Raw genomic sequence first — 17,753 nt, 5'->3', positions numbered from 1 at the left:
CCACTTGTTATTTTCTCTTAATTGAATTGGTGCGTGCAAGATTTTTTTGAAAATGAAGGAAAAGTTCACCGATTTTGCAGAAATCTCCTATCTTTTGCTGTAGACTATTTGAAAAGACAGAAAGAAGGGATAGCATGGTCAGAGAGGCAGCAATGCTTCACATTAAAGAAGGCCTTGAACAAGAGTTTGAGGATGCATTCCGGCAAGCGGCGCCGATTATTTCCGGCATGAAGGGCTATATCACTCACTCGTTATCAAAATGCATGGAGGAAACGCATAAATATCTGCTTCTTGTGGAGTGGGAAACACTTGAGAACCATACGGAAGGCTTTCGCGGTTCTTCAGAGTATCAAGAGTGGAAAGCCTTGCTTCATCGATTCTATACCCCGTTCCCGACGGTCGAGCATTTTCAGGATGTGTAATAGATTTATATAATATGAAGTGTAAAACCGATAAGGGAGACAGACCATACAAAAACGGCGGTATAAATATTAAAAGCGCCTGAGCCGTCATTTTCTTTTTTGCGTTCTTCAAGCCCCTGCATAAACATGACCGCGCCAAGAAAGACGAGCATGACCGATTGGATAACAGAGGTGTGTTCCGTATAGTTAAAAGCAATAAGCGCCAGTATAATAATGATAACCGCAAAAGACATTTTAAAAATCCGAAACAAAAGGACCATCCTTCCTTATATACGAAATATTGAACGTTATGGCTATATTTGCCTACGTCCTCCATTATTCTAGCGCACTTTGTTTGTCTGTAGAACAGAAGACAGAGAATTTTAAGTTTCTTTTAATATTTCGATCACACATAAAAAACGCGCCTGTCATGAGGCGCGTTTTTTATGAAACTGATAGTTCTTTATAGCCTAACTTGTGAACGGCTTCAGCCATCGCTTGATAGCCTTTGCAGTTCGGATGGACACCGTCAAAGGACAGATATTCCCGCTCCTTGCCTTTGAAGATGCTATAGGCATCCGCGATTTTGACATGGGGTGCTGATGCAAGTGTTTCTAAATGTGAATTAAAGGATGTGATCCATTTGCCGGCGATTTCAATGCCGGGAAACGGATTGTATAAGTTGAACACTCGGATGGCGTACGGGGAAGGATTTTCTCCTTTAATCTCGGCGATTTTGGCAATCATCTTTTCAAAATTCTCATGGCAATGGGCGGATACACAGCTGAAAATCGTTTCATCCTTAGAGGTTTGGTAGGCTAAGACCGAATCGATAAGATCGTTTCCGCACCCTGTGATCGTTATCATATCAGCATCTCGAATGCATTTTTGCACATAGGGATATGACAGGAGTCCCAAAATCTCTTCTGTATTCAGGCCTGATCTGGCAAATATGTTTATTGCCGTTCTTGTTTTCAAGTCAGCTTCCATCAAGTCCCCAAAACGCTGGACGAAGCCGGGTGAAAACAGCCCGGAGCCTCTCCCTGTCGTCAAGGAATCGCCCAGAGCTGTATATCGAAGCACCATGTTCTTTCCTCCACTCTTGAACGTCGATACGTTAATGTACGCAGCAGAGAAAAGATTGGCTACTTATGTATATCCTATTTTTCTTGAAATCTGTAAAGCGGCGTCCTTCACCTTTTCTGTTAAATAGGGCAGCCTGTCTTCTGTAAATCTCGCTTCAAAGCCTGCAATGCTAATGCCGGCTGCCACCTGGCGCTTATGGTTAAAGATCGGGGCGCCGATCGCCGCCGTATAGTTTTCGAGCTCTGAATAGCTGACAGTATAGCCATTTTGCACAGAGGCATCAATCTCCTGAAGCAGTTTCTCGGGATCGGTAATCGTTCCGGAGCCAATCGAAATGAGCTCGGTTTGTTTGATGTATGCTTCGATTTCTTCACGGGGAAGAAAGGACAGAATGCTTCTGGCGCACGCTCCCGCGTATAGGGGGGAACGCCTGCCGATCGCCGTATACAGCCGCACAGTCTGTGTCCCTTCTATTTTCTCAACGTATATCGCTTCATTGCCGTCCCTCATGATCAACTGCACGGCCTCATCCACTTCCCGGCACAGCTCTTCCATTACCGGTTTCGCTATTTTTCTGATATCCAGCCTGTCAGCGACAAGCTGTCCGAATTCCAAAAACACCAATCCCAGCGAATAAGCGCCGGATGCATCCCGGCTGAGGAACCCCATTTCCTCCAAGGAGCTGACCATCCGGTGAACAGAGGTCTTAGGCATTCCCGTCAGCGACACCAGTTCACTTAAGGTTAGGCTTGGTTTATGCAAAAACAAATTAAGCAGCGCCATAGATTTGACTACGGTTTTATTTTTATTCTGCATCATTCATCCCCTTTGCTATGTCAGCCATTCCATCTTCATTCTCGTTTTCAGTTCTTTTATATGCTGTTCCCGTTCTACCGCAAGCGCTTCTGCCTCCTGAAGGGACACAGGCTCAAACTGAACGTGCTCGCCCGGCATGATTTGGGAAACAATCGGAAGATCAGCGGATATGATGTGCGCGATCCTCGGATAGCCGCCAGTCGTCTGCCGGTCTGCAAGCAGGATAATCGGGTTGCCGTCAGGCGGCACCTGAACTGTTCCGAATGAAACCGCTTCCGACACCATCTCAAGCGGGGCCTTCAGTTCGAGCGGTTCTCCTTTGAGCCTGTAGCCCATACGGTCGGACTGCGGTGTGACACGAAATGCTTCTTCATAAAAACGCGTTTTTGATTCTTCTGTGAAAAAGGCAAATTGCTTTCCTTCCAGCACCCGAATGATGGGATTCTTCTTCAATGGCAGAAATCTGCCGCGGCTGACTGACCACTTCGGTGCTGCAAATCCCTGTTTTCCAAGCTGCGAACTTAAGCGGGAAAGGATGGTTTGCGAAAGAGCTGACATCTCTCCAATGTTCAGTTCATCTTCTTTTTGAAGCGCTCTGCCATGAAGTCCGCCGATGCTTCCTCTGACGTATGTGCTTTTACTTTCCATGACGGCAGGCACCTCGATGCCGCCGGCTGCCGCCAAATAAGCACGGCTGCCGAGTTTGCAGGGGCCAAAGCTGACCGTGCTGTTTTCCTTGATGAGCACAGGCTTCCATAAAGGCGCTTCCTCGTCATTAATACGCAGCGTGAAGTCCGCCCCTGTCACAGCAATCAGTGTCTGTTTTGAAAAATGAAACGACGGACCGGGCCCCATCATCGTTATTTCGAGACCTGCTTCATTTTCGCCGTTTCCTATCAACAAATTGGCAATGCGCAGTGAAACCGTGTCCATAGCGCCGCTGGCCAGAACGCCGTATTTTTGGTAACCCGTTCTGCCTATATCCTGAACCGTTGTGAGCAGTCCGGGCTTTAATACTTTCATGCTCAATTGGACTCCTCCTTATAGGCGTGATAGTCTTTTTCTGAGATGCGAACGAATTTCACAATATCTCCCGCCCGCAGCAATGTCGGCGGGTTTTCCTGCGGCCGGAAAAGAGCCAGCGGCGTTTTGCCGATCAGCTGCCAGCCGCCCGGCGTTGAAATCGGATAAACGCCTGTCTGCAATCCCGCAATACCGACCGAACCTGCGGGAATCGACGGTCTTGGCGATGATTTTCTCGGAGCTGCAATGCGTTTTGACATCCCGCCTAGAAAAGGAAAACCGGGCGCGAAGCCAAGCATATACACCACATATTCACCGTTTGTATGAATGTCGATTACTTCCTCCGGTGACAGCTGATTGATTTTCGCCACCTCTTCTAAATCCGGACCGAATTCACCGCCATAGCAGACGGGAATTTCTACAATACGGCGGTTGACCTCATAGTCTTCGGCTATTTCTACCAGCCGCTCTTCGACATCGCGCTTGACACTCTCAAAAGGTGAGCTTATGCCTTGAGGCAAATGCTTGTACACTTCATACATATCATAAAATACGGTTAGACTTGTAAAAGCCGGGATACATTCAATGAATCCCGGAAATGACTGTTCTTCTATATAAGCGGCCGCGGCATGGACAATGCCGTTGACCTGTTCATTGATTTCTTCTCCGAATCGGATCATCATTGCAGAATCACCGAGCTGTTCGATTTGATATCGTACAGTCATCTTTCTCACCTCTTTTATTTCTCGTTCAACAGGATGACGAGAGGCTACAGCACCGCAAGCGACTCGTCTCGAATATCTGTGATGAGCATATGCCCCGGCGCATGTGTGATGACCATTTCAGGCTTTACATTCATAGCCACGGCTTGCGGGGTCACCCCGCATGCCCAAAAAACAGGAACCTCGCCGTCACGAATGGAAACGGCATCTCCGAAATCCGGTTTCCCGAGATCGCGAATCCCGATTGCTCCCGGATTGCCAATATGGATCGGCCCTCCGTGCACAGCCGGAAAACGCGAGGTCACTTGTGCGGCACGTACAGCCAGCCGTTCAGGAACCGGCCTCATGCTGACAACCATCTGTCCGTGAAACGCCCCCGCCGGAACACAATCGATATTCGTTTTATACATCGAGACGTTTGTCCCCTCATCAATATGCCGGACAGCTATCCCATTATTGATCAGTGCCTGTTCAAAGGAGAAACTGCATCCGATCAGAAAGCCGACAAAATCGTCCTCCCAGTATGGCGTAATATCAGATACTTCTTCCGTTAAGATACCGTGCCTGTAAATACGGTATTTCGGAAAGTCCGTTCTGATATCAGCATCAGGCGCAGCCAGAGACGGCACAGGCGAACCTGCTTCAGTCACATCCAGCACGGGGCAGGGCTTTTGATTTCGCTGGCAAAACAGCAGAAAATCAAACGCAAGGTCCTTTTTCAAAACCACAAGATTCGCTTGGGCGTAGCCGCCGGACATGCCTGCGGTCGGCCCGTTTATTTTCCCCTCTCGTATCAGGGCGCGTACATCCTTCGGCGCCATTTTGTTTAATTGCTCCACTTATATCAGCTCCACAATTGAGGAAGTTGTGTACATAACGTGTAGATTCCCATAACTGCCATTACAATCACTACAAGCGCGCCTGTGCTTGTCAGCCAAAGCGGATGCTTATAATCACCGACAATGTTTTTCTTGTAGGCGGCAACAAGCAGCGTTCCGAGCGCAATCGGCAGAATTAAGCCGTTCAGTGAACCGACAAGGACGAGGATCTTCGCAGGCTGGCCGATTGTGACAAAAGCTAACGTAGAAACCACAATAAATCCGATAATAATACTGCGTGAATTCTTTTCAATTTTTGGAGAAAAGGTCTTGAAAAATGAAACAGATGTATAGGCTGCTCCAATAACAGACGTAATCGCCGCAGACCACATGATCAATCCGAAAATTTTATAACCGACATTTCCAGCAGCCAGCTTGAAGACAGAAGCCGCCGGGTTGCTTTCATCGATGTGCAGGCCTTTCGATACAACGCCTAGAACCGCAAGAAAAAGAGCGATACGCATGACAGATGTAATTAAAATGCCGACAACCGAGCTTTTTGTCACCTGCGGAATGGATTCCTTCCCTTTAATTCCGGCATCAAGCAAACGGTGTCCCCCGGCAAATGTGATATAACCGCCGACGGTTCCGCCCACTAGGGTAACAATGGCAAATATGCTGATGTGTTCCGGGACGAATGTATTTGCGACTGCCTGTCCGACCGGAGGAGCTGTCGTCGCCGCAACGTAGACCGTTAAAATAATCATCACGAATCCCGCGATTTGCGTAAAACGGTCCATCGCTTTTCCTGCTTCCTTGATGACAAAAATCAAAATGGCGATAACGGCACTGATTAAGGCGCCTGTTTCAGGTGTAATGCCGAACAGCACCTGAAGCCCCAGCCCGGCCCCTCCGATATTCCCAATATTAAAAGCTAGTCCGCCAAGCACGACGAGAATGGCGATGAAATACCCCAATCCGGGAAGCACCATATTCGCAATTTCCTGACCTCGTTTTCCAGAAACTGCGATGATGCGCCACACATTGGTTTGGGCGAAAATATCTAAAATAATAGAGATTAAGATGACAAAACCGAAGCTTGCTGCGAGTGTGTTTGTGAATGTTGCGGTTTGGGTGAGGAAACCCGGTCCGATTGCTGATGTCGCCATTAAAAAGGCGGCGCCCATCAGCAATGACCAGCTGCCCGCTTTTTTTCCTGCTGTCTTTTTCTGCTGCTCCATCTATTGTTCCTCCTTTATGTTGACCTCTGTTCTGAAATAGCCGTCACTTCAATTTCAGCCGCTTTGAGCTGTTTTCTGATTTTTTGCGCAAATGTCAGCGCATGGGCTCCATCTCCATGAATGCAGACTGTATCTGCTTTTAATGACACATCATGTCCTTGCTGAGATTTGACCGCCCCTTCTTTCACCATTTTGATGACCTGGGTGACGGCGGCATCATCACTTTCAATGAGTGCGTCCGGCTGGGAGCGCGGTGTCAGCGTGCCGTCCGATTGGTATGTTCTGTCGGCGAACACTTCATTTGCGGTCTGAAGTCCGATCCGTTCTCCCGCTTTTACAAGCTCACTCTCAGCAAGACCGCAAAGAATCAGGCCTGGATCAATCTTATAGACAGCTTTCGCGATAGCATCCGACAGTTTTTGATCGACTGCCGCCATATTGTATAAAGCGCCATGCGGCTTGACGTGCTGCATGTGAAGTCCCTCTGCTTTTAGAAAGCCAGAGAGCGCGCCAATTTGATAAACGACAAGATCATACGCTTCCTCAGGAGAAATCGCCATATTGCGGCGCCCAAAACCGAGTAAATCCGGCAAGCCCGGATGCGCACCCATTTTCACGCCTCTTTCTGCTGCAAGCGCGACGGTTTTTCGCATAACACTAGGATCTCCTGCATGAAATCCGCATGCGATATTCGCTGATGTCACATACTCTAAAATATCTTGGTCAAGGCCTATCTTGTAGGCTCCGAAGCTTTCTCCTAAATCACAGTTTAAATCAATCTGAAACACAGAATCCCTCCTGCCAAAGCAAACGATATGCTTTATGTCATTTATTGTCCCGAAATTCGGAACGACTATTCCGAATTTTTGAACTTTATTTCATTATAAGTGAATCATATCAGTTTGTGAAATACTTTTGTCAGAAAACCTACCATGGTCCCAGAATAAAACCTGCCAAACTAAAAAAGAGAGTCCATCTTAGGACTCTCTTTTTTTATAGTACCCAATGGCGAATCGCTTTAGCGACACCATCCTCAATATTTGTATCCGTGATATAATCAGCCGTTTCTTTTACGATGTCTTGCGCATTGCCCATTGCGACGCCAAGACCCGCTTCTTTGATCATCGCAATGTCATTAAGGCTGTCGCCCATCGCCATCACATTCTCCATTGTAAAGCCGAGTTTTTCCGTAACCTTGGCAAGGGCTGCAGCTTTGTTGATGCCAAGCGCGTTGACTTCAATGTTTGTCGGACTTGAATTTGTGATTTCGAGCTCTTTGTTTTTTCTCAGCTCCTCAAGCACTTCGTTTCGGATATCGTCATCCTCGATGTCAAAGCCGAATTTGAGCCATTCATGATCCGTAATGTTTTCCGGAAACTCGCCTCTCCATACTTTATTCACCGTAGAAGCCCAGAAATTAGTGTTGTGCTTATTCCGCAAATCCCACATCATTTGAATATGGTCCGTATGAAGCAGCTTCCGTTCCACCAAATTAAAATTCGAATCCCAAATTTCACTGCCGTTTGCCGTGATTAGAAAGGATGACAGCTTTAGCGATTCCGCCAGCTCCCTGCACGTCATCAGCGTCCGGCCCGTGCTGATCACCACATACACACCTTTATCCTCCGCTTCACGAATGGCTTTGCGGTTTTCATCCGAGATCAGCTGCTCGTCGTTCAGCAGTGTACCATCCATATCAATTGCGATCAGCTTGATATCTACATCTTCTCTTTGAACAGACATATATGTACCTCTCTTTATCTTTTTGTTGTGCTTCTCTCTATTCTAATACATTATACCCAGCGGGACAAAAAAGCGATTTCCTATGTTTGAGGAGAATGGATAAGAGGAAAACAAACGGTGAGGTGATCAAACATGACAGAAAAAAAACAGCAAAACAAACCAAATGAAAACCCCGAGCACAACGACTTAACCGATCCGATTCCTAATGAAGAGCTGAAGGAAAATATGAATGATGAAAAACACAAACGCCAGCAAAGAGATAACTCTCAAAGCGAACGGGATTACGACACAAAATAGAACCCCTCACAAAATGTTGTGAAGGGTTTTTTTCATTTTTCAATATAGATGCCGATTTCAGCTTCAGCAACAGGCTGCTCTCCAACTGATGCCTTGGCATGTCCGAACACAAACCCGCGCCGATTGCGCGTGACTTCAAACGTAAGATCAAGCCGGTCACCGGGCACAGCTTCTCCCAGCTTTTCCGCTTTCTTCACCGAAGACAATAATCCCAAGCTGTTCTCATCTGTAATTCCTGCAAAAGCCGCGGTTTGCGCAAGCGCTTCAATCACAAGCGAAAATGGCATTTCTGTTTGCGTATCAGTGATAAACCAGTCGTTCTCACTAATCAGCTTATAAGCTGCCGCGTGTTTGCCGGGCTCGCTATCCGTCACGCCATCAATAAACAAAAATGGATAGCGGTGAGGCAAAGATAATGAGTTCATTTTATATCTCCTTTTTTTGACCATTATATCTCAGCCTAAAGTGAAACGATAGGATATAATGGAAAAAACAAAAAAGGAGGCCGTTATGTCCCCAAAACCGCTTGTCATTCTCGTACACGAAATATACGGTGTAAACAGCCATATGAAAAAGATGGGCCGGCTGATCAAAATGGCTGGATATGATGTGTTGACGCCCAACCTGCTCGGCGAGGATGAAGTCTACACACTGCAAGAAGAAAAAACGGCATACGAACAATTTACAAAACACGAACGGCTGAAAAAGGGAGAAACCATCATCCAGAATGTGATCAGGCAAAACGCCGGACGGCACATCTTTGTGATTGGATTCAGCGTGGGGGCTACTATCGCATGGAAATGCAGCAGTATGCCTGAGGTGAGCGGATCGGTTTGTTATTACGGTTCCCGGATACGCGACTCTCTTCATCACGTGCCAGCCTGCCCGGTCCTATTGTTTTTCCCTAATTATGAGCCGTCGTTTGACGTAGCGCTTCTTATCAAAAAACTGCGGGAAAAACAGCATACCCATCTTGAGATTTATCAATTCGATGCGCTTCACAGCTTCGCCAATCCTGATTCTGTTTATTTCAACAGGGCCCTTTTCTTCCAAACGCTTTCTATCATAAAAAACAGGGCGGAAAAACGGCTCCGCCCTGTTTCATCAGAAATTTTTTAATCGCTTACAGTACTTTATTATCGCGTTTTTTGGTTCCGTACGTCCCATGTTCTTTGTTGCACTGAGCTTTATTTTGCCTGTCTCATCTCACCGAATGGATAAAAGACGAGAGATTCAGTACCGATGATATCGTCTTCAGAAGGCATGCCCATTCCGTTTCTGCTATCCAGTGAATTGAGACGGTTATCTCCCATTACAAAATATTTACCGGTATGAACCTCAACTTCGAAGTCACTCGTTAAGGTTACACCCGACTCTTTGACCTCTTGTTGTTGTTCCTTTAAGTACGGTTCTTCCACCTTTTTATCATTTATGTATAGCTGATCATTTTTCATTTTAATGCTGTCACCAGGCAAACCTATTAAACGTTTGACAAATGAGCGGCCGCTCTTTTTGTCATGAATGACTATGATGTCGCCTCTGTGAAACCCGCCAGTCCATTTGACTGCTTTATCAACCAGAATTCTTTCTGAGTCTTTAAGCGTTGGGGCCATTGATGATCCTTCAATAAGAAAAGGCTTGTAAAACACCAATCTGATCGTAAAAATGAGAGCTGCGATCATAATGATACTGAGTACAACGATCGTTTTGATTTTTCTTTTTTTCTTTAACGTGATTGTTTTTGCATTCAACTTCCTTCACCCGATGCTTTCCTAAGAATCCCAAATTATTATACAGCATTTGGAACTGCTTGGTTAGACTTTCGTGGAAATTTTCGTAAGGAAATGGACAGGCCGGGGCAGATGGCTGCCCCGGCCTGATTCATCAGAGCTTTCTTAAGCGTGAACAGATTTCATCAGTGACCTCAGCCGTTGTGCTTTGTCCCCCAATGTCGCGTGTTTTGATGCCGTCGGCAGTCACTTGCTCCATTACATCCAGAATTTTCGCCCCCAGCTCTTCCTCTCCGAAGTGGTCGAGCATCAGCTTCGCTGTCCAAATCTGGCCAATCGGATTGGCAAGGCCCTGTCCGGCAATGTCAGGAGCTGAGCCGTGAACCGGTTCAAACATGGACGGATATTTGCCGGATGGATTGATGTTCGCAGAAGGCGCAATGCCGATGCTTCCCATCAGGCTTGAGCTGATGTCGGTTAAAATATCACCGAACAAGTTGCTCGCCACAATGACATCAAACGTTTCCGGACGCGTCACAAAAAAAGCGGCCAGCGCATCAATATGCTGAGATGATGTTTCGATTCCGCTATAATCAGCGGCTGTCTGCTGAAAGACTTCATCCCAAAACGGCATCGCGTGATAAATGCCGTTAGACTTTGTGGCGCTTGTCACATGGCTGCGCCGTTTTTTCGCCAATTCGAAGGCAAAGCGCATGACACGTTCTGTCGCTTTTCTCGTAAACACGGCATTCTGGATGGCGATTTCATCATCGCCTCTGTGAATGCGCCCGCCGACTTCACTGTATTCACCTTCACTGTTCTCGCGAATCACCACGAAGTCAAAATCATTTGGATGCAGAAGCGGCGACGTAATGCCTGCCATTTGTTTGGCGGGTCTCATATTAATGGAAAGCTCAAGCTCCCTCCGGATTTTCAGCAGCAGTCCCCATAACGATATATGATCGGGAACCAGCTTCGGATTTCCGACGGCTCCCAAAAAAACCGCTTCAAATTGAGTAAGCGTATGTATTCCATCTTCGGGCATCATTTTGCCGTGCTCCAAGTAATAATCACAGCTCCATGGAAAAGCCGTGAATGAGAATGACAAACCTCCGTGTACCTCAGCCGCTGTATGAAGCACTTTCTCAGCAGCCGCTACAACCTCTTTTCCTACACCGTCTCCCGGTATTGCCGCAATCTCGAATTGTTTCATTGTCATTCTCCTTCCCCTGTTTTCGTAAGCGCTTTCTATTATACTAGATTGCGAGATAGTAAAAAAAGCCCGTGACATTGTGTCACGGGTGATCGGTTATTGATTAAGTTTCTTTAAAATGATGGCGTGCAACGGTTCATGGGACTGAATGCCGCACACCTCTTGAAGTACGCCGCTGTATCCTTTTTCTTCGATCAGCGCTTGCAGTTCAACCGCTTCAGGGTCACCGGTGAAATCGAAGCGCAGTGCTGCGGCAATTCCTTCCGCCAGTGCATTCGGTTCTTTTATTTTCTTTGCCGGGCCTACAAGCCTATCATTTTCTCCCAGTTTTCTGAGAGGTGACCTCGCTACGCGGGTCACATCGTCCGAAATGAAAGGATTTTCAAAGCGACCGATGATTTTTTTGATATATTGTTCGTGTTCAGTTTGCTTAAAGCCATACGATTTGACGAGATAGTCACCAGTTTCAAGCAGCGCCGAATGAACGACACGGCGGATTTCCGGATGATCAATTGCTTCTTTGACCGTCTTGAGTCCGCGCTGATAGCCGACATACGCTGTCACCGCGTGTCCGGTATTGACCGTAAACAGCTTCCGTTCGATGTACGGCGTTAAATCATCAACAAACAGTGCGCCGTTTATGACTGGTGTTTTCCCTTTAAAGCCTGATTCATCAATGACCCATTCAAAAAATGGTTCAACCGATACTTTCAGCGGGTCTTCATGATGCTGAATCGGGACGATCCGGTCAACGGCAGAATTCGGAAAACCTACCGTTTCACTGACGGATTTCTGCTCTGCTTCCGTTAAATGGCTGTATATCTCTTTCTTTAAGAAGCTGCTGCCGCCAATCATATTTTCGCAGGCAATGATATTCAGTGTGTTTGCAGTGTTTCTCCGTCTTAAACCTTCTGCGATAGACGGAGCAATCAGCTTCAGCACATTCGGGCCGACAGCTGTTGTGATAAGCGCCGCCTCATTCATCAGCCGGTACAGCTCTTCGGGCTGACTGCCGCTGTTAATCGCACTGACCGGGCCAATGACCTCTGATGAACGTCCCTCTTCTGCCAGTTCGACTGTGTATTCTTTTTTTTCGTTGAGGAGGCTGACCATCGTGTCGTTTACATCCGCAAACACCACATCATAGCCGGAGTGATGAAGCAGCGCGCCGATAAACCCTCTCCCGATATTTCCCGCACCGAAATGTAAGGCGATCATGTCAGTTCACCTCGTTGAAAATGGCGATCAAATCTTCTTCGCTTTTAGCGGAGATCAGGCGTTCAATGTTTTCTTCTTCTGAACAGATAATGGCGATATTAGACAAAATGTCTAAATGCTCATTATTTTTACCCGCAATGCCGAATACCACTTTTGCCGTGTTGCCTTCTCCGTACTCAACGCCCTCTGGAATTTGTATGATTGAAATTCCAGAGTGGAGCACCTCGCTTTTCGCTTCTTCTGTGCCGTGTGGAATGGCAATGAAATTCCCCATAAACGTAGAAGACGTTTCTTCACGTTCAAACATTTTGCTAATGTAATCCTCTGTCACGTAGCCGTTGTCAATCAGCGTCTGGCCTGCCAATTTGATGGCCTCTTCTTTTGATGATACCGTTTGATTGAGTTTAATATTTTTCTTTGCGAGTACTTGCATGAGTATCACTCTCTTTCTATAAGATTACTTTTTCAGCTTTTCAATCAGCTCATCGTATTTCGGGCTGTTTAAGAAGTTATCCACTGATATGTGCGTCGCGTTCGGCAGCTTTGCTTTCGCGCGGTCTGTTAAATCTTTGTGGGTGATGACAATATCCGCATCGCTTGGCAGATTGTTAATGGCCGTGTTGGTCACACTGATGTCAAGCTCCGCTTTTTTCACTTTGTTTCTTAAGATGGATGCCCCCATGGCACTTGATCCCATTCCCGCATCACACGCAAAGATAATTTTGTTCACGCTTTCAGGAGACAGCTCAGACGCTTCTTCTGCTTTGGCTTGTTCCGCCTCTAAAGCAGCTGCTGCTTGGCTTTTCTTCCCCTTCATGGACTGCATTTTTTCTGTTGCGGCAGCCAGGTCTTCTTCACTAGCTTTTGAGGATTTCAGGATCACTGCTGAAACGATGAACGATACAGCTGCAGCGACCAATACACCCGCCAATACGCCGAAATAGCCTCCTCTTGGCGTCATTGCCATCAATGCGATAATGCTTCCCGGTGACGCTGCCGCGACAAGTCCGGCATTAAAGATCGTAAACGTTAAGAGTCCGCTTGCTCCGCCGGCAATGGCTGCGAGAATCAGGGCCGGTTTCATCAGAATGTACGGGAAGTAAATCTCGTGAATCCCGCCGAAGAAATGGATGATCGCCGCACCGGGAGCCGTTGATTTTGAAGATCCTTTGCCAAAGAACATGTACGCCAGCAAAATGCCGAGCCCCGGTCCAGGGTTTGCTTCTACTAAAAACAGAATTGATTTTCCTGTTTGAGATGCTTGCTCGATTCCGATCGGGCTTAAGATTCCATGGTTTATGGCGTTGTTAAGGAACAACACTTTCGCCGGTTCTACAAAAACACTGGCTACCGGCAGTAAATTCGCGTGTACAATGACTTCCACACCAGCCGCCAGCAATTTATTTAGCGTCAAGACAACCGGGCCGATGGCGTAAAACGCGAGAATCGTTAAAGCCGCGCCGACAATCCCTGCCGTAAAGTTGTTGATCAGCATTTCAAAGCCTTGCTTGACTTTATCCTTGAATAATTTATCAGTCTGTTTAATGAGGTATCCGCCAAGCGGACCCATAATCATTGCGCCTAAAAACATTGGAATATCCGATCCGACAATCACCCCAATTGCCGCTGTCGCTCCGACAACTCCGCCGCGGTGGTCGTAGATCATTTTTCCGCCTGTATACGCTATCAAAAGCGGCAATAAATACGTAATCATCGGGCTGACCAGCGTGTTCAGCTGTTCATTCGGAAACCATCCTGCCGGAATAAACAGCGCGGTAATGATACCCCACGCGATAAACGCGCCGATATTCGGCATGATCATTCCGCTCAAATAACTCCCAAAGCGCTGCACTTTCACTTTCATGCCGCCTTGCTGCTGTTCTTGCTGCTGCATATATAAACCCTCCCTGTTTTGTTTGTCGCTGTAAGATACAAAAATATGTTCAGAGAATGATGCTTCCCTTTGACTCTATGTTAAAACGCTTACAGTCCCTATACAATTGAAAGTAAAGAGGACTTTGGCACATGACTGTGACAATTTTTTAAAAATAAAAAGGCTCCTGGTTTCAGGAGCCTTTTCTTTTTCCTCTATAAATAATGTTGCCGTTTTGAATCACGTACTTTGCGATCATTCGCTCACTCACAATAAAAACGGGATAGGCGCACACAAGCGCAAAAACAGCCATTGGCACGTGCTGTACAGCCGGCAGCATTGAACCTGCCGCATTGCGGAGGAGCAGCAAAAGATAAATGAGCAGCACAATGGCCGCTAATGATACCAGCATAATCGGAGCTGATATTTTATATTCATAAAGCCGTTCCCGGCAGTGTCCGCAGCGAAATTGACAAGGCACATTTGATGATCTGACCATGTCGCCTGTCAAAGGTTTGCCGCAGTTCGGGCATGGTGTTTCTTTCATAGGGTATTCCTCACTTTCTATTCCATATGTCTATTATACCAGAGTCCCTTCTGTTTCGTTTTGTTGCTGTTCAACACATTTTCACATTTTTTATCATCAGCTTACTTGTCTCTGTCTCTAAAATCCTCTACGCTTAAATAGATCTTAATGAAGAGGGTGTATGAATGCTTCCGATTAATAGACAGCAACACATACTGAAGTGGCTGAAAGAAGAAGGCGCGCTCAGAATTTCTGACATCAGCACAAGGTTTGGCGTTTCGGAAATGACGGTATACAGAGATGTCAATCAGCTGGTTCAGTCAAATCAAGTCATAAAAACCGCCGGCGGCATCACGCTCCCCGCCCGAACACCTCAAACGGATCATATGTGCAGCTATTGCTTGAAGCCCGTCAATCAAGCTCATTCGGTTCAGCTGATTACGGTAAACCAAGACATTGAACAGCTATGCTGCGCACATTGCGCATTTTTGCGTTACGCGGATAAAACGGAAGAGGTTTCACACTTGATTTGCAGAGATTTTCTGTTACAGACAACCGTCAGTGCCGGTTCGGCTTATTTCGTCGTAAATGCTGAATTAAACCTGCACTGCTGCCAGCCGCAGGCCATTCCGTTTGCAACACTCGATCATGCCGAACGATTTCAAAAAGGATTCGGCGGAGCCGTCCGCACTTTCGACCAAGCGCTGGAAGACATGCTTCAAGACAGAAAGAAACGCTGCACCTGCACCAAGAAATAACACAACACATACAGCGGAAGGTGGTGTCTGAGTGATGAAGCGAAACAGATGGTGGATCATCCTTCTGCTATTTCTTGTTTTCCTGCCGAAAACAAGCTTTGCTCACGCCTATATTGTCAAATCTACACCTGGGGAAAACAGCGAATTAAAAAGCGCCCCTGCACAGGTGGAAATCGAATTTAATGAACCGGTTGAAGAAGGGTTTCATTACATTAAAGTCTATAATTCAAACGGCGACCGTGTGGATACGGACAAGACTGAAATCAAAAAAGATAATCAGCACATCATGACAGTGAAGCTGAAAAAGAATCTGCCTCATGATGTGTACAGAGCGGAATGGAATGCCGTATCCGCGGACGGGCATCCTGTTTCCGGCGTCATTCCGTTCAGCATCGGGAAAGCGGATGGCGGATTCAGCAGCCAAAAAGCAGCCGACTCAGCGCTGAATCCGGGAACAGCAGCAGATCGCGCGATTCTGTATACAGCCCTATCTCTGTTTATCGGAACAGTTTTCTTCCATCTTTTCTGGTATAAAGGGAAATCAGAACAGCTCGTCAAACGGACGAGACGTATCCTGACCGGCTCGATCGCAGCACTGGGGCTGGCGCTTTTGCTTCAGCTCCCGATTCAGACAAAAGCGAACGCAGGCGGCGGCTGGGGCAGCGCATTCCAGCCGGGCTACATCAGAGAAACACTGTTTGAGACAGCAGGCGGCTCCATTTGGATCATACAGGCCGCGCTGTTCGTGCTGCTCGCACTGTCTGTCATCCCTGCGATACGGAAAAACCGCTTTTCATCCTTTGGCTATTGGACAGCGCCGCTCATTTTCTTTTTCGGTCTCCTGCTTGCCAAGGCGTTTACCGGGCATGCTGCTGTCGTTGAAGAAAAAACGGTCGGCATTTTGATGGATTTCCTTCATTTAACTTCCGCTTCCATCTGGGTCGGCGGAATAGCGGCACTCGTTTTGCTGCTCTCAAAAGAATGGAGGCAGCCTGACAAAACGCTCGCGTGGGAGACGGTCAGACGGTTCTCTCCATGGGCGCTCACTGCAGTCGGCGTCATTTTGTTTTCAGGCTTGCTCAATGGATTTTTCATCATTCGTTCAATGGATTCTCTGTTCCATACAGCGTACGGCCAAGCTCTTTTAGTGAAAAGCGGGCTGTTTGTTTTCATGCTGGTCTTAGGTGCGATTCATTTTCTGCTTACCAGAAAGCAGCGCCGCACAGGAATCAGCCGAACGTTGAAAGCGGAGTGGGCAATCGGCATCGCTGTATTGATCACAGCTGCCGTGTTTACAAGCCTGCCAAGCCCGCCTGAGCCAGCGCCGGAACCGTTCTACCAAACCAAAGCGATTGAGAACGGACAAAGCGTTTCTCTCAGCATCAGCCCAAACCAGCCCGGAAAAAATGTTTTTGAGCTGCGTGTCACCGACCATAACGGAGCTCCCGTGAAAAACATCCAGCAAATCACGTTAACCGTTTATAAAACAGGCCTGTCAGGCAGCGAAAACAAAAGCACCTTTACATTAAAAGAAAAAACAAAAGGCGTCTTCCAGGATCAAAACCTGTCGATTAATGAAAAAGGAAACTGGAAGATCAAAGTCCACGGCCTGACCGGCGACTTTAACGAAATCAATATCATGTTTACAAAGACCAATTAAGGAGTGTTTACGTTGTTGAAAAAAATCGCATTGACACTATGTCCGGCTATTGTCGGCTCCCTCTTATTCTTTACGGCCCCTGCCAGCGCGCATGTTTCTGTAAAACCGGCTGAGTCTGCTGCAGGCTCTTGGGAAACGTATACGATGAAGGTTCCTTCTGAGAAAAATCTGCCGACAACGAAGGTTGTCCTCAAAATGCCGAAGGATGTTGAATTCCAGCAATATGAGCCAATTCCGGGCTGGAAGGTTTCCACTCAAAAACATGATGACAAATCAGTGTCCGTGACATGGGAGGCGACTGACGGAGGCATTCAGGAAGGACAGTTCCAGCAGTTTACCTTTGTTGCCAAAAACCCTGACAAAGCGGAGAAAGCTGCTTGGGACGCATACCAATATTACAAAGACGGCAGCATTGTTGAGTGGACAGGTGACGAGGATGCCGATACACCTCATTCCATTACAAACATCACGTCTGCAAAACAAGTGACAGATGAGCACGGTGCCACGAAAACAGAAGACGATTCCGAAAACTCAGGTTCTTCAGCTCTAGACATTACAGCGATTGTGCTGTCTGCGGCTGCCATTATTTTATCTGTAGCAGCGCTTGTTAAGAAAAAACGCGCCTAAT

General features: G+C 47.0%; 22 protein-coding genes. 6 read left to right on the top strand and 16 right to left on the bottom strand.

The window, feature by feature from the left end; all coding sequences use genetic code 11:
- Positions 1-134 precede the first annotated feature (134 nt).
- Positions 135-422: an antibiotic biosynthesis monooxygenase gene (locus NYE53_RS02360; protein WP_014478859.1), complete on the top strand. Its 288-nt coding sequence runs from the start codon at positions 135-137 to the stop codon at positions 420-422.
- Between the two features lie 5 nt (positions 423-427).
- Here NYE53_RS02360 and NYE53_RS02355 read toward each other — a convergent pair whose 3' ends face one another.
- The 9 genes from NYE53_RS02355 to NYE53_RS02315 all read right to left on the bottom strand — a co-directional run bounded on the left by NYE53_RS02355 (position 428) and on the right by NYE53_RS02315 (position 7,850).
- Positions 428-673: a YczI family protein gene (locus tag NYE53_RS02355; RefSeq protein ID WP_003240256.1), complete on the bottom strand. Its 246-nt coding sequence runs from the start codon at positions 671-673 to the stop codon at positions 428-430.
- 172 nt (positions 674-845) lie between these two features.
- Positions 846-1,487: a spore germination lipase LipC gene (gene lipC / locus NYE53_RS02350; RefSeq protein ID WP_339247041.1), complete on the bottom strand. Its 642-nt coding sequence runs from the start codon at positions 1,485-1,487 to the stop codon at positions 846-848.
- A 63-nt stretch (positions 1,488-1,550) separates the two neighbouring features.
- Positions 1,551-2,303, bottom strand: coding sequence for an IclR family transcriptional regulator (locus tag NYE53_RS02345; RefSeq protein ID WP_014478857.1), 753 nt, complete (start codon positions 2,301-2,303; stop codon positions 1,551-1,553).
- Between the two features lie 15 nt (positions 2,304-2,318).
- Positions 2,319-3,326: a 5-oxoprolinase subunit PxpC gene (gene pxpC / locus NYE53_RS02340; RefSeq protein ID WP_339248480.1), complete on the bottom strand. Its 1,008-nt coding sequence runs from the start codon at positions 3,324-3,326 to the stop codon at positions 2,319-2,321.
- Positions 3,327-3,328: 2 nt separating this feature from the next.
- Positions 3,329-4,051, bottom strand: a complete 723-nt coding sequence (pxpB, locus tag NYE53_RS02335) for a 5-oxoprolinase subunit B (RefSeq protein ID WP_339247038.1) — start codon at positions 4,049-4,051, stop codon at positions 3,329-3,331.
- Between the two features lie 44 nt (positions 4,052-4,095).
- On the bottom strand, positions 4,096-4,869 hold the full coding sequence (locus tag NYE53_RS02330) for a putative hydro-lyase (protein ID WP_010886407.1): 774 nt from the start codon (positions 4,867-4,869) through the stop codon (positions 4,096-4,098).
- A gap of 23 nt (positions 4,870-4,892) precedes the next feature.
- Positions 4,893-6,107, bottom strand: a complete 1,215-nt coding sequence (locus NYE53_RS02325) for an NRAMP family divalent metal transporter (protein WP_251187237.1) — start codon at positions 6,105-6,107, stop codon at positions 4,893-4,895.
- A 14-nt stretch (positions 6,108-6,121) separates the two neighbouring features.
- Positions 6,122-6,895, bottom strand: a complete 774-nt coding sequence (pxpA, locus tag NYE53_RS02320) for a 5-oxoprolinase subunit PpxA (protein ID WP_339247035.1) — start codon at positions 6,893-6,895, stop codon at positions 6,122-6,124.
- A 205-nt stretch (positions 6,896-7,100) separates the two neighbouring features.
- On the bottom strand, positions 7,101-7,850 hold the full coding sequence (locus NYE53_RS02315) for a phosphoglycolate phosphatase (RefSeq protein ID WP_003234424.1): 750 nt from the start codon (positions 7,848-7,850) through the stop codon (positions 7,101-7,103).
- 132 nt (positions 7,851-7,982) lie between these two features.
- Between NYE53_RS02315 and NYE53_RS02310 the strand changes: the two genes are divergently transcribed.
- A complete protein-coding gene (locus tag NYE53_RS02310) occupies positions 7,983-8,147 on the top strand; it encodes a hypothetical protein (protein ID WP_003234425.1) in 165 nt (54 codons plus the stop codon).
- Positions 8,148-8,179: 32 nt separating this feature from the next.
- Here the strand turns inward: NYE53_RS02310 and NYE53_RS02305 are convergent, their stop codons facing one another.
- On the bottom strand, positions 8,180-8,572 hold the full coding sequence (locus NYE53_RS02305) for a 3-hydroxyacyl-ACP dehydratase FabZ family protein (RefSeq protein WP_339247032.1): 393 nt from the start codon (positions 8,570-8,572) through the stop codon (positions 8,180-8,182).
- An 85-nt stretch (positions 8,573-8,657) separates the two neighbouring features.
- Here NYE53_RS02305 and NYE53_RS02300 point away from each other — a divergent pair, with 85 nt between their 5' ends.
- Complete coding sequence (locus tag NYE53_RS02300; protein ID WP_339247029.1) at positions 8,658-9,266, top strand: dienelactone hydrolase family protein; 609 nt, start codon at positions 8,658-8,660, stop codon at positions 9,264-9,266.
- 68 nt (positions 9,267-9,334) lie between these two features.
- Here NYE53_RS02300 and lepB read toward each other — a convergent pair whose 3' ends face one another.
- The 6 genes from lepB to NYE53_RS02270 all read right to left on the bottom strand — a co-directional run bounded on the left by lepB (position 9,335) and on the right by NYE53_RS02270 (position 14,728).
- Positions 9,335-9,898, bottom strand: coding sequence for a signal peptidase I (gene lepB / locus NYE53_RS02295; protein ID WP_339247027.1), 564 nt, complete (start codon positions 9,896-9,898; stop codon positions 9,335-9,337).
- 133 nt (positions 9,899-10,031) lie between these two features.
- On the bottom strand, positions 10,032-11,096 hold the full coding sequence (locus tag NYE53_RS02290; RefSeq protein ID WP_003234436.1) for a tartrate dehydrogenase: 1,065 nt from the start codon (positions 11,094-11,096) through the stop codon (positions 10,032-10,034).
- A 90-nt stretch (positions 11,097-11,186) separates the two neighbouring features.
- Entirely contained in the window at positions 11,187-12,308 is a 1,122-nt protein-coding gene (locus tag NYE53_RS02285) for a mannitol-1-phosphate 5-dehydrogenase (protein ID WP_038829066.1), read from the bottom strand.
- A gap of 1 nt (position 12,309) precedes the next feature.
- Positions 12,310-12,741, bottom strand: coding sequence for a PTS sugar transporter subunit IIA (locus NYE53_RS02280; protein WP_327829655.1), 432 nt, complete (start codon positions 12,739-12,741; stop codon positions 12,310-12,312).
- Positions 12,742-12,765: 24 nt separating this feature from the next.
- On the bottom strand, positions 12,766-14,202 hold the full coding sequence (locus tag NYE53_RS02275) for a PTS mannitol transporter subunit IICB (RefSeq protein WP_010886406.1): 1,437 nt from the start codon (positions 14,200-14,202) through the stop codon (positions 12,766-12,768).
- 172 nt (positions 14,203-14,374) lie between these two features.
- Positions 14,375-14,728, bottom strand: a complete 354-nt coding sequence (locus NYE53_RS02270) for a hypothetical protein (RefSeq protein WP_015382782.1) — start codon at positions 14,726-14,728, stop codon at positions 14,375-14,377.
- A gap of 164 nt (positions 14,729-14,892) precedes the next feature.
- On the opposite strand from NYE53_RS02270, the gene ycnK reads away from it, so the two are divergent.
- From ycnK to NYE53_RS02255, 3 genes are read left to right on the top strand one after another with little or no spacing between them, the layout of a single operon-like run.
- Entirely contained in the window at positions 14,893-15,465 is a 573-nt protein-coding gene (gene ycnK / locus NYE53_RS02265; protein WP_339247024.1) for a copper uptake transcriptional regulator YcnK, read from the top strand.
- A gap of 34 nt (positions 15,466-15,499) precedes the next feature.
- Positions 15,500-17,125 carry a copper transporter YcnJ gene (ycnJ, locus tag NYE53_RS02260; RefSeq protein WP_339248478.1) on the top strand — a complete coding sequence of 542 codons (1,626 nt, stop codon included), beginning with the start codon at positions 15,500-15,502 and terminating at the stop codon, positions 17,123-17,125.
- A gap of 12 nt (positions 17,126-17,137) precedes the next feature.
- Positions 17,138-17,752: a DUF1775 domain-containing protein gene (locus NYE53_RS02255; RefSeq protein ID WP_339247021.1), complete on the top strand. Its 615-nt coding sequence runs from the start codon at positions 17,138-17,140 to the stop codon at positions 17,750-17,752.
- The last annotated feature ends 1 nt before the right edge of the window (position 17,753 follow it).

Source organism: Bacillus sp. FSL R5-0523, assembly GCF_037975295.1.
Taxonomy (GTDB): Bacteria; Bacillota; Bacilli; order Bacillales; family Bacillaceae; genus Bacillus; species Bacillus subtilis.
This window is presented reverse-complemented; position numbering and strand designations above follow the sequence as displayed.

What these genes read in the sequence shown, in the direction of transcription:
- NYE53_RS02360 (WP_014478859.1), top strand. Translation starts at nt 135, where the DNA reads ATGGTCAGAGAGGCAGCAATGCTTCACATTAAAGAAGGCCTTGAACAA.
- lipC (WP_339247041.1), bottom strand. Translation starts at nt 1,487, where the DNA reads ATGGTGCTTCGATATACAGCTCTGGGCGATTCCTTGACGACAGGGAGA.
- NYE53_RS02345 (WP_014478857.1), bottom strand. Translation starts at nt 2,303, where the DNA reads ATGCAGAATAAAAATAAAACCGTAGTCAAATCTATGGCGCTGCTTAAT.
- pxpC (WP_339248480.1), bottom strand. Translation starts at nt 3,326, where the DNA reads ATGAAAGTATTAAAGCCCGGACTGCTCACAACGGTTCAGGATATAGGC.
- pxpB (WP_339247038.1), bottom strand. Translation starts at nt 4,051, where the DNA reads ATGACTGTACGATATCAAATCGAACAGCTCGGTGATTCTGCAATGATG.
- NYE53_RS02330 (WP_010886407.1), bottom strand. Translation starts at nt 4,869, where the DNA reads ATGGCGCCGAAGGATGTACGCGCCCTGATACGAGAGGGGAAAATAAAC.
- NYE53_RS02325 (WP_251187237.1), bottom strand. Translation starts at nt 6,107, where the DNA reads ATGGAGCAGCAGAAAAAGACAGCAGGAAAAAAAGCGGGCAGCTGGTCA.
- NYE53_RS02315 (WP_003234424.1), bottom strand. Translation starts at nt 7,850, where the DNA reads ATGTCTGTTCAAAGAGAAGATGTAGATATCAAGCTGATCGCAATTGAT.
- NYE53_RS02310 (WP_003234425.1), top strand. Translation starts at nt 7,983, where the DNA reads ATGACAGAAAAAAAACAGCAAAACAAACCAAATGAAAACCCCGAGCAC.
- NYE53_RS02305 (WP_339247032.1), bottom strand. Translation starts at nt 8,572, where the DNA reads ATGAACTCATTATCTTTGCCTCACCGCTATCCATTTTTGTTTATTGAT.
- NYE53_RS02300 (WP_339247029.1), top strand. Translation starts at nt 8,658, where the DNA reads ATGTCCCCAAAACCGCTTGTCATTCTCGTACACGAAATATACGGTGTA.
- NYE53_RS02290 (WP_003234436.1), bottom strand. Translation starts at nt 11,096, where the DNA reads ATGACAATGAAACAATTCGAGATTGCGGCAATACCGGGAGACGGTGTA.
- NYE53_RS02285 (WP_038829066.1), bottom strand. Translation starts at nt 12,308, where the DNA reads ATGATCGCCTTACATTTCGGTGCGGGAAATATCGGGAGAGGGTTTATC.
- NYE53_RS02280 (WP_327829655.1), bottom strand. Translation starts at nt 12,741, where the DNA reads ATGCAAGTACTCGCAAAGAAAAATATTAAACTCAATCAAACGGTATCA.
- NYE53_RS02275 (WP_010886406.1), bottom strand. Translation starts at nt 14,202, where the DNA reads ATGCAGCAGCAAGAACAGCAGCAAGGCGGCATGAAAGTGAAAGTGCAG.
- NYE53_RS02270 (WP_015382782.1), bottom strand. Translation starts at nt 14,728, where the DNA reads ATGAAAGAAACACCATGCCCGAACTGCGGCAAACCTTTGACAGGCGAC.
- ycnK (WP_339247024.1), top strand. Translation starts at nt 14,893, where the DNA reads ATGCTTCCGATTAATAGACAGCAACACATACTGAAGTGGCTGAAAGAA.
- ycnJ (WP_339248478.1), top strand. Translation starts at nt 15,500, where the DNA reads ATGAAGCGAAACAGATGGTGGATCATCCTTCTGCTATTTCTTGTTTTC.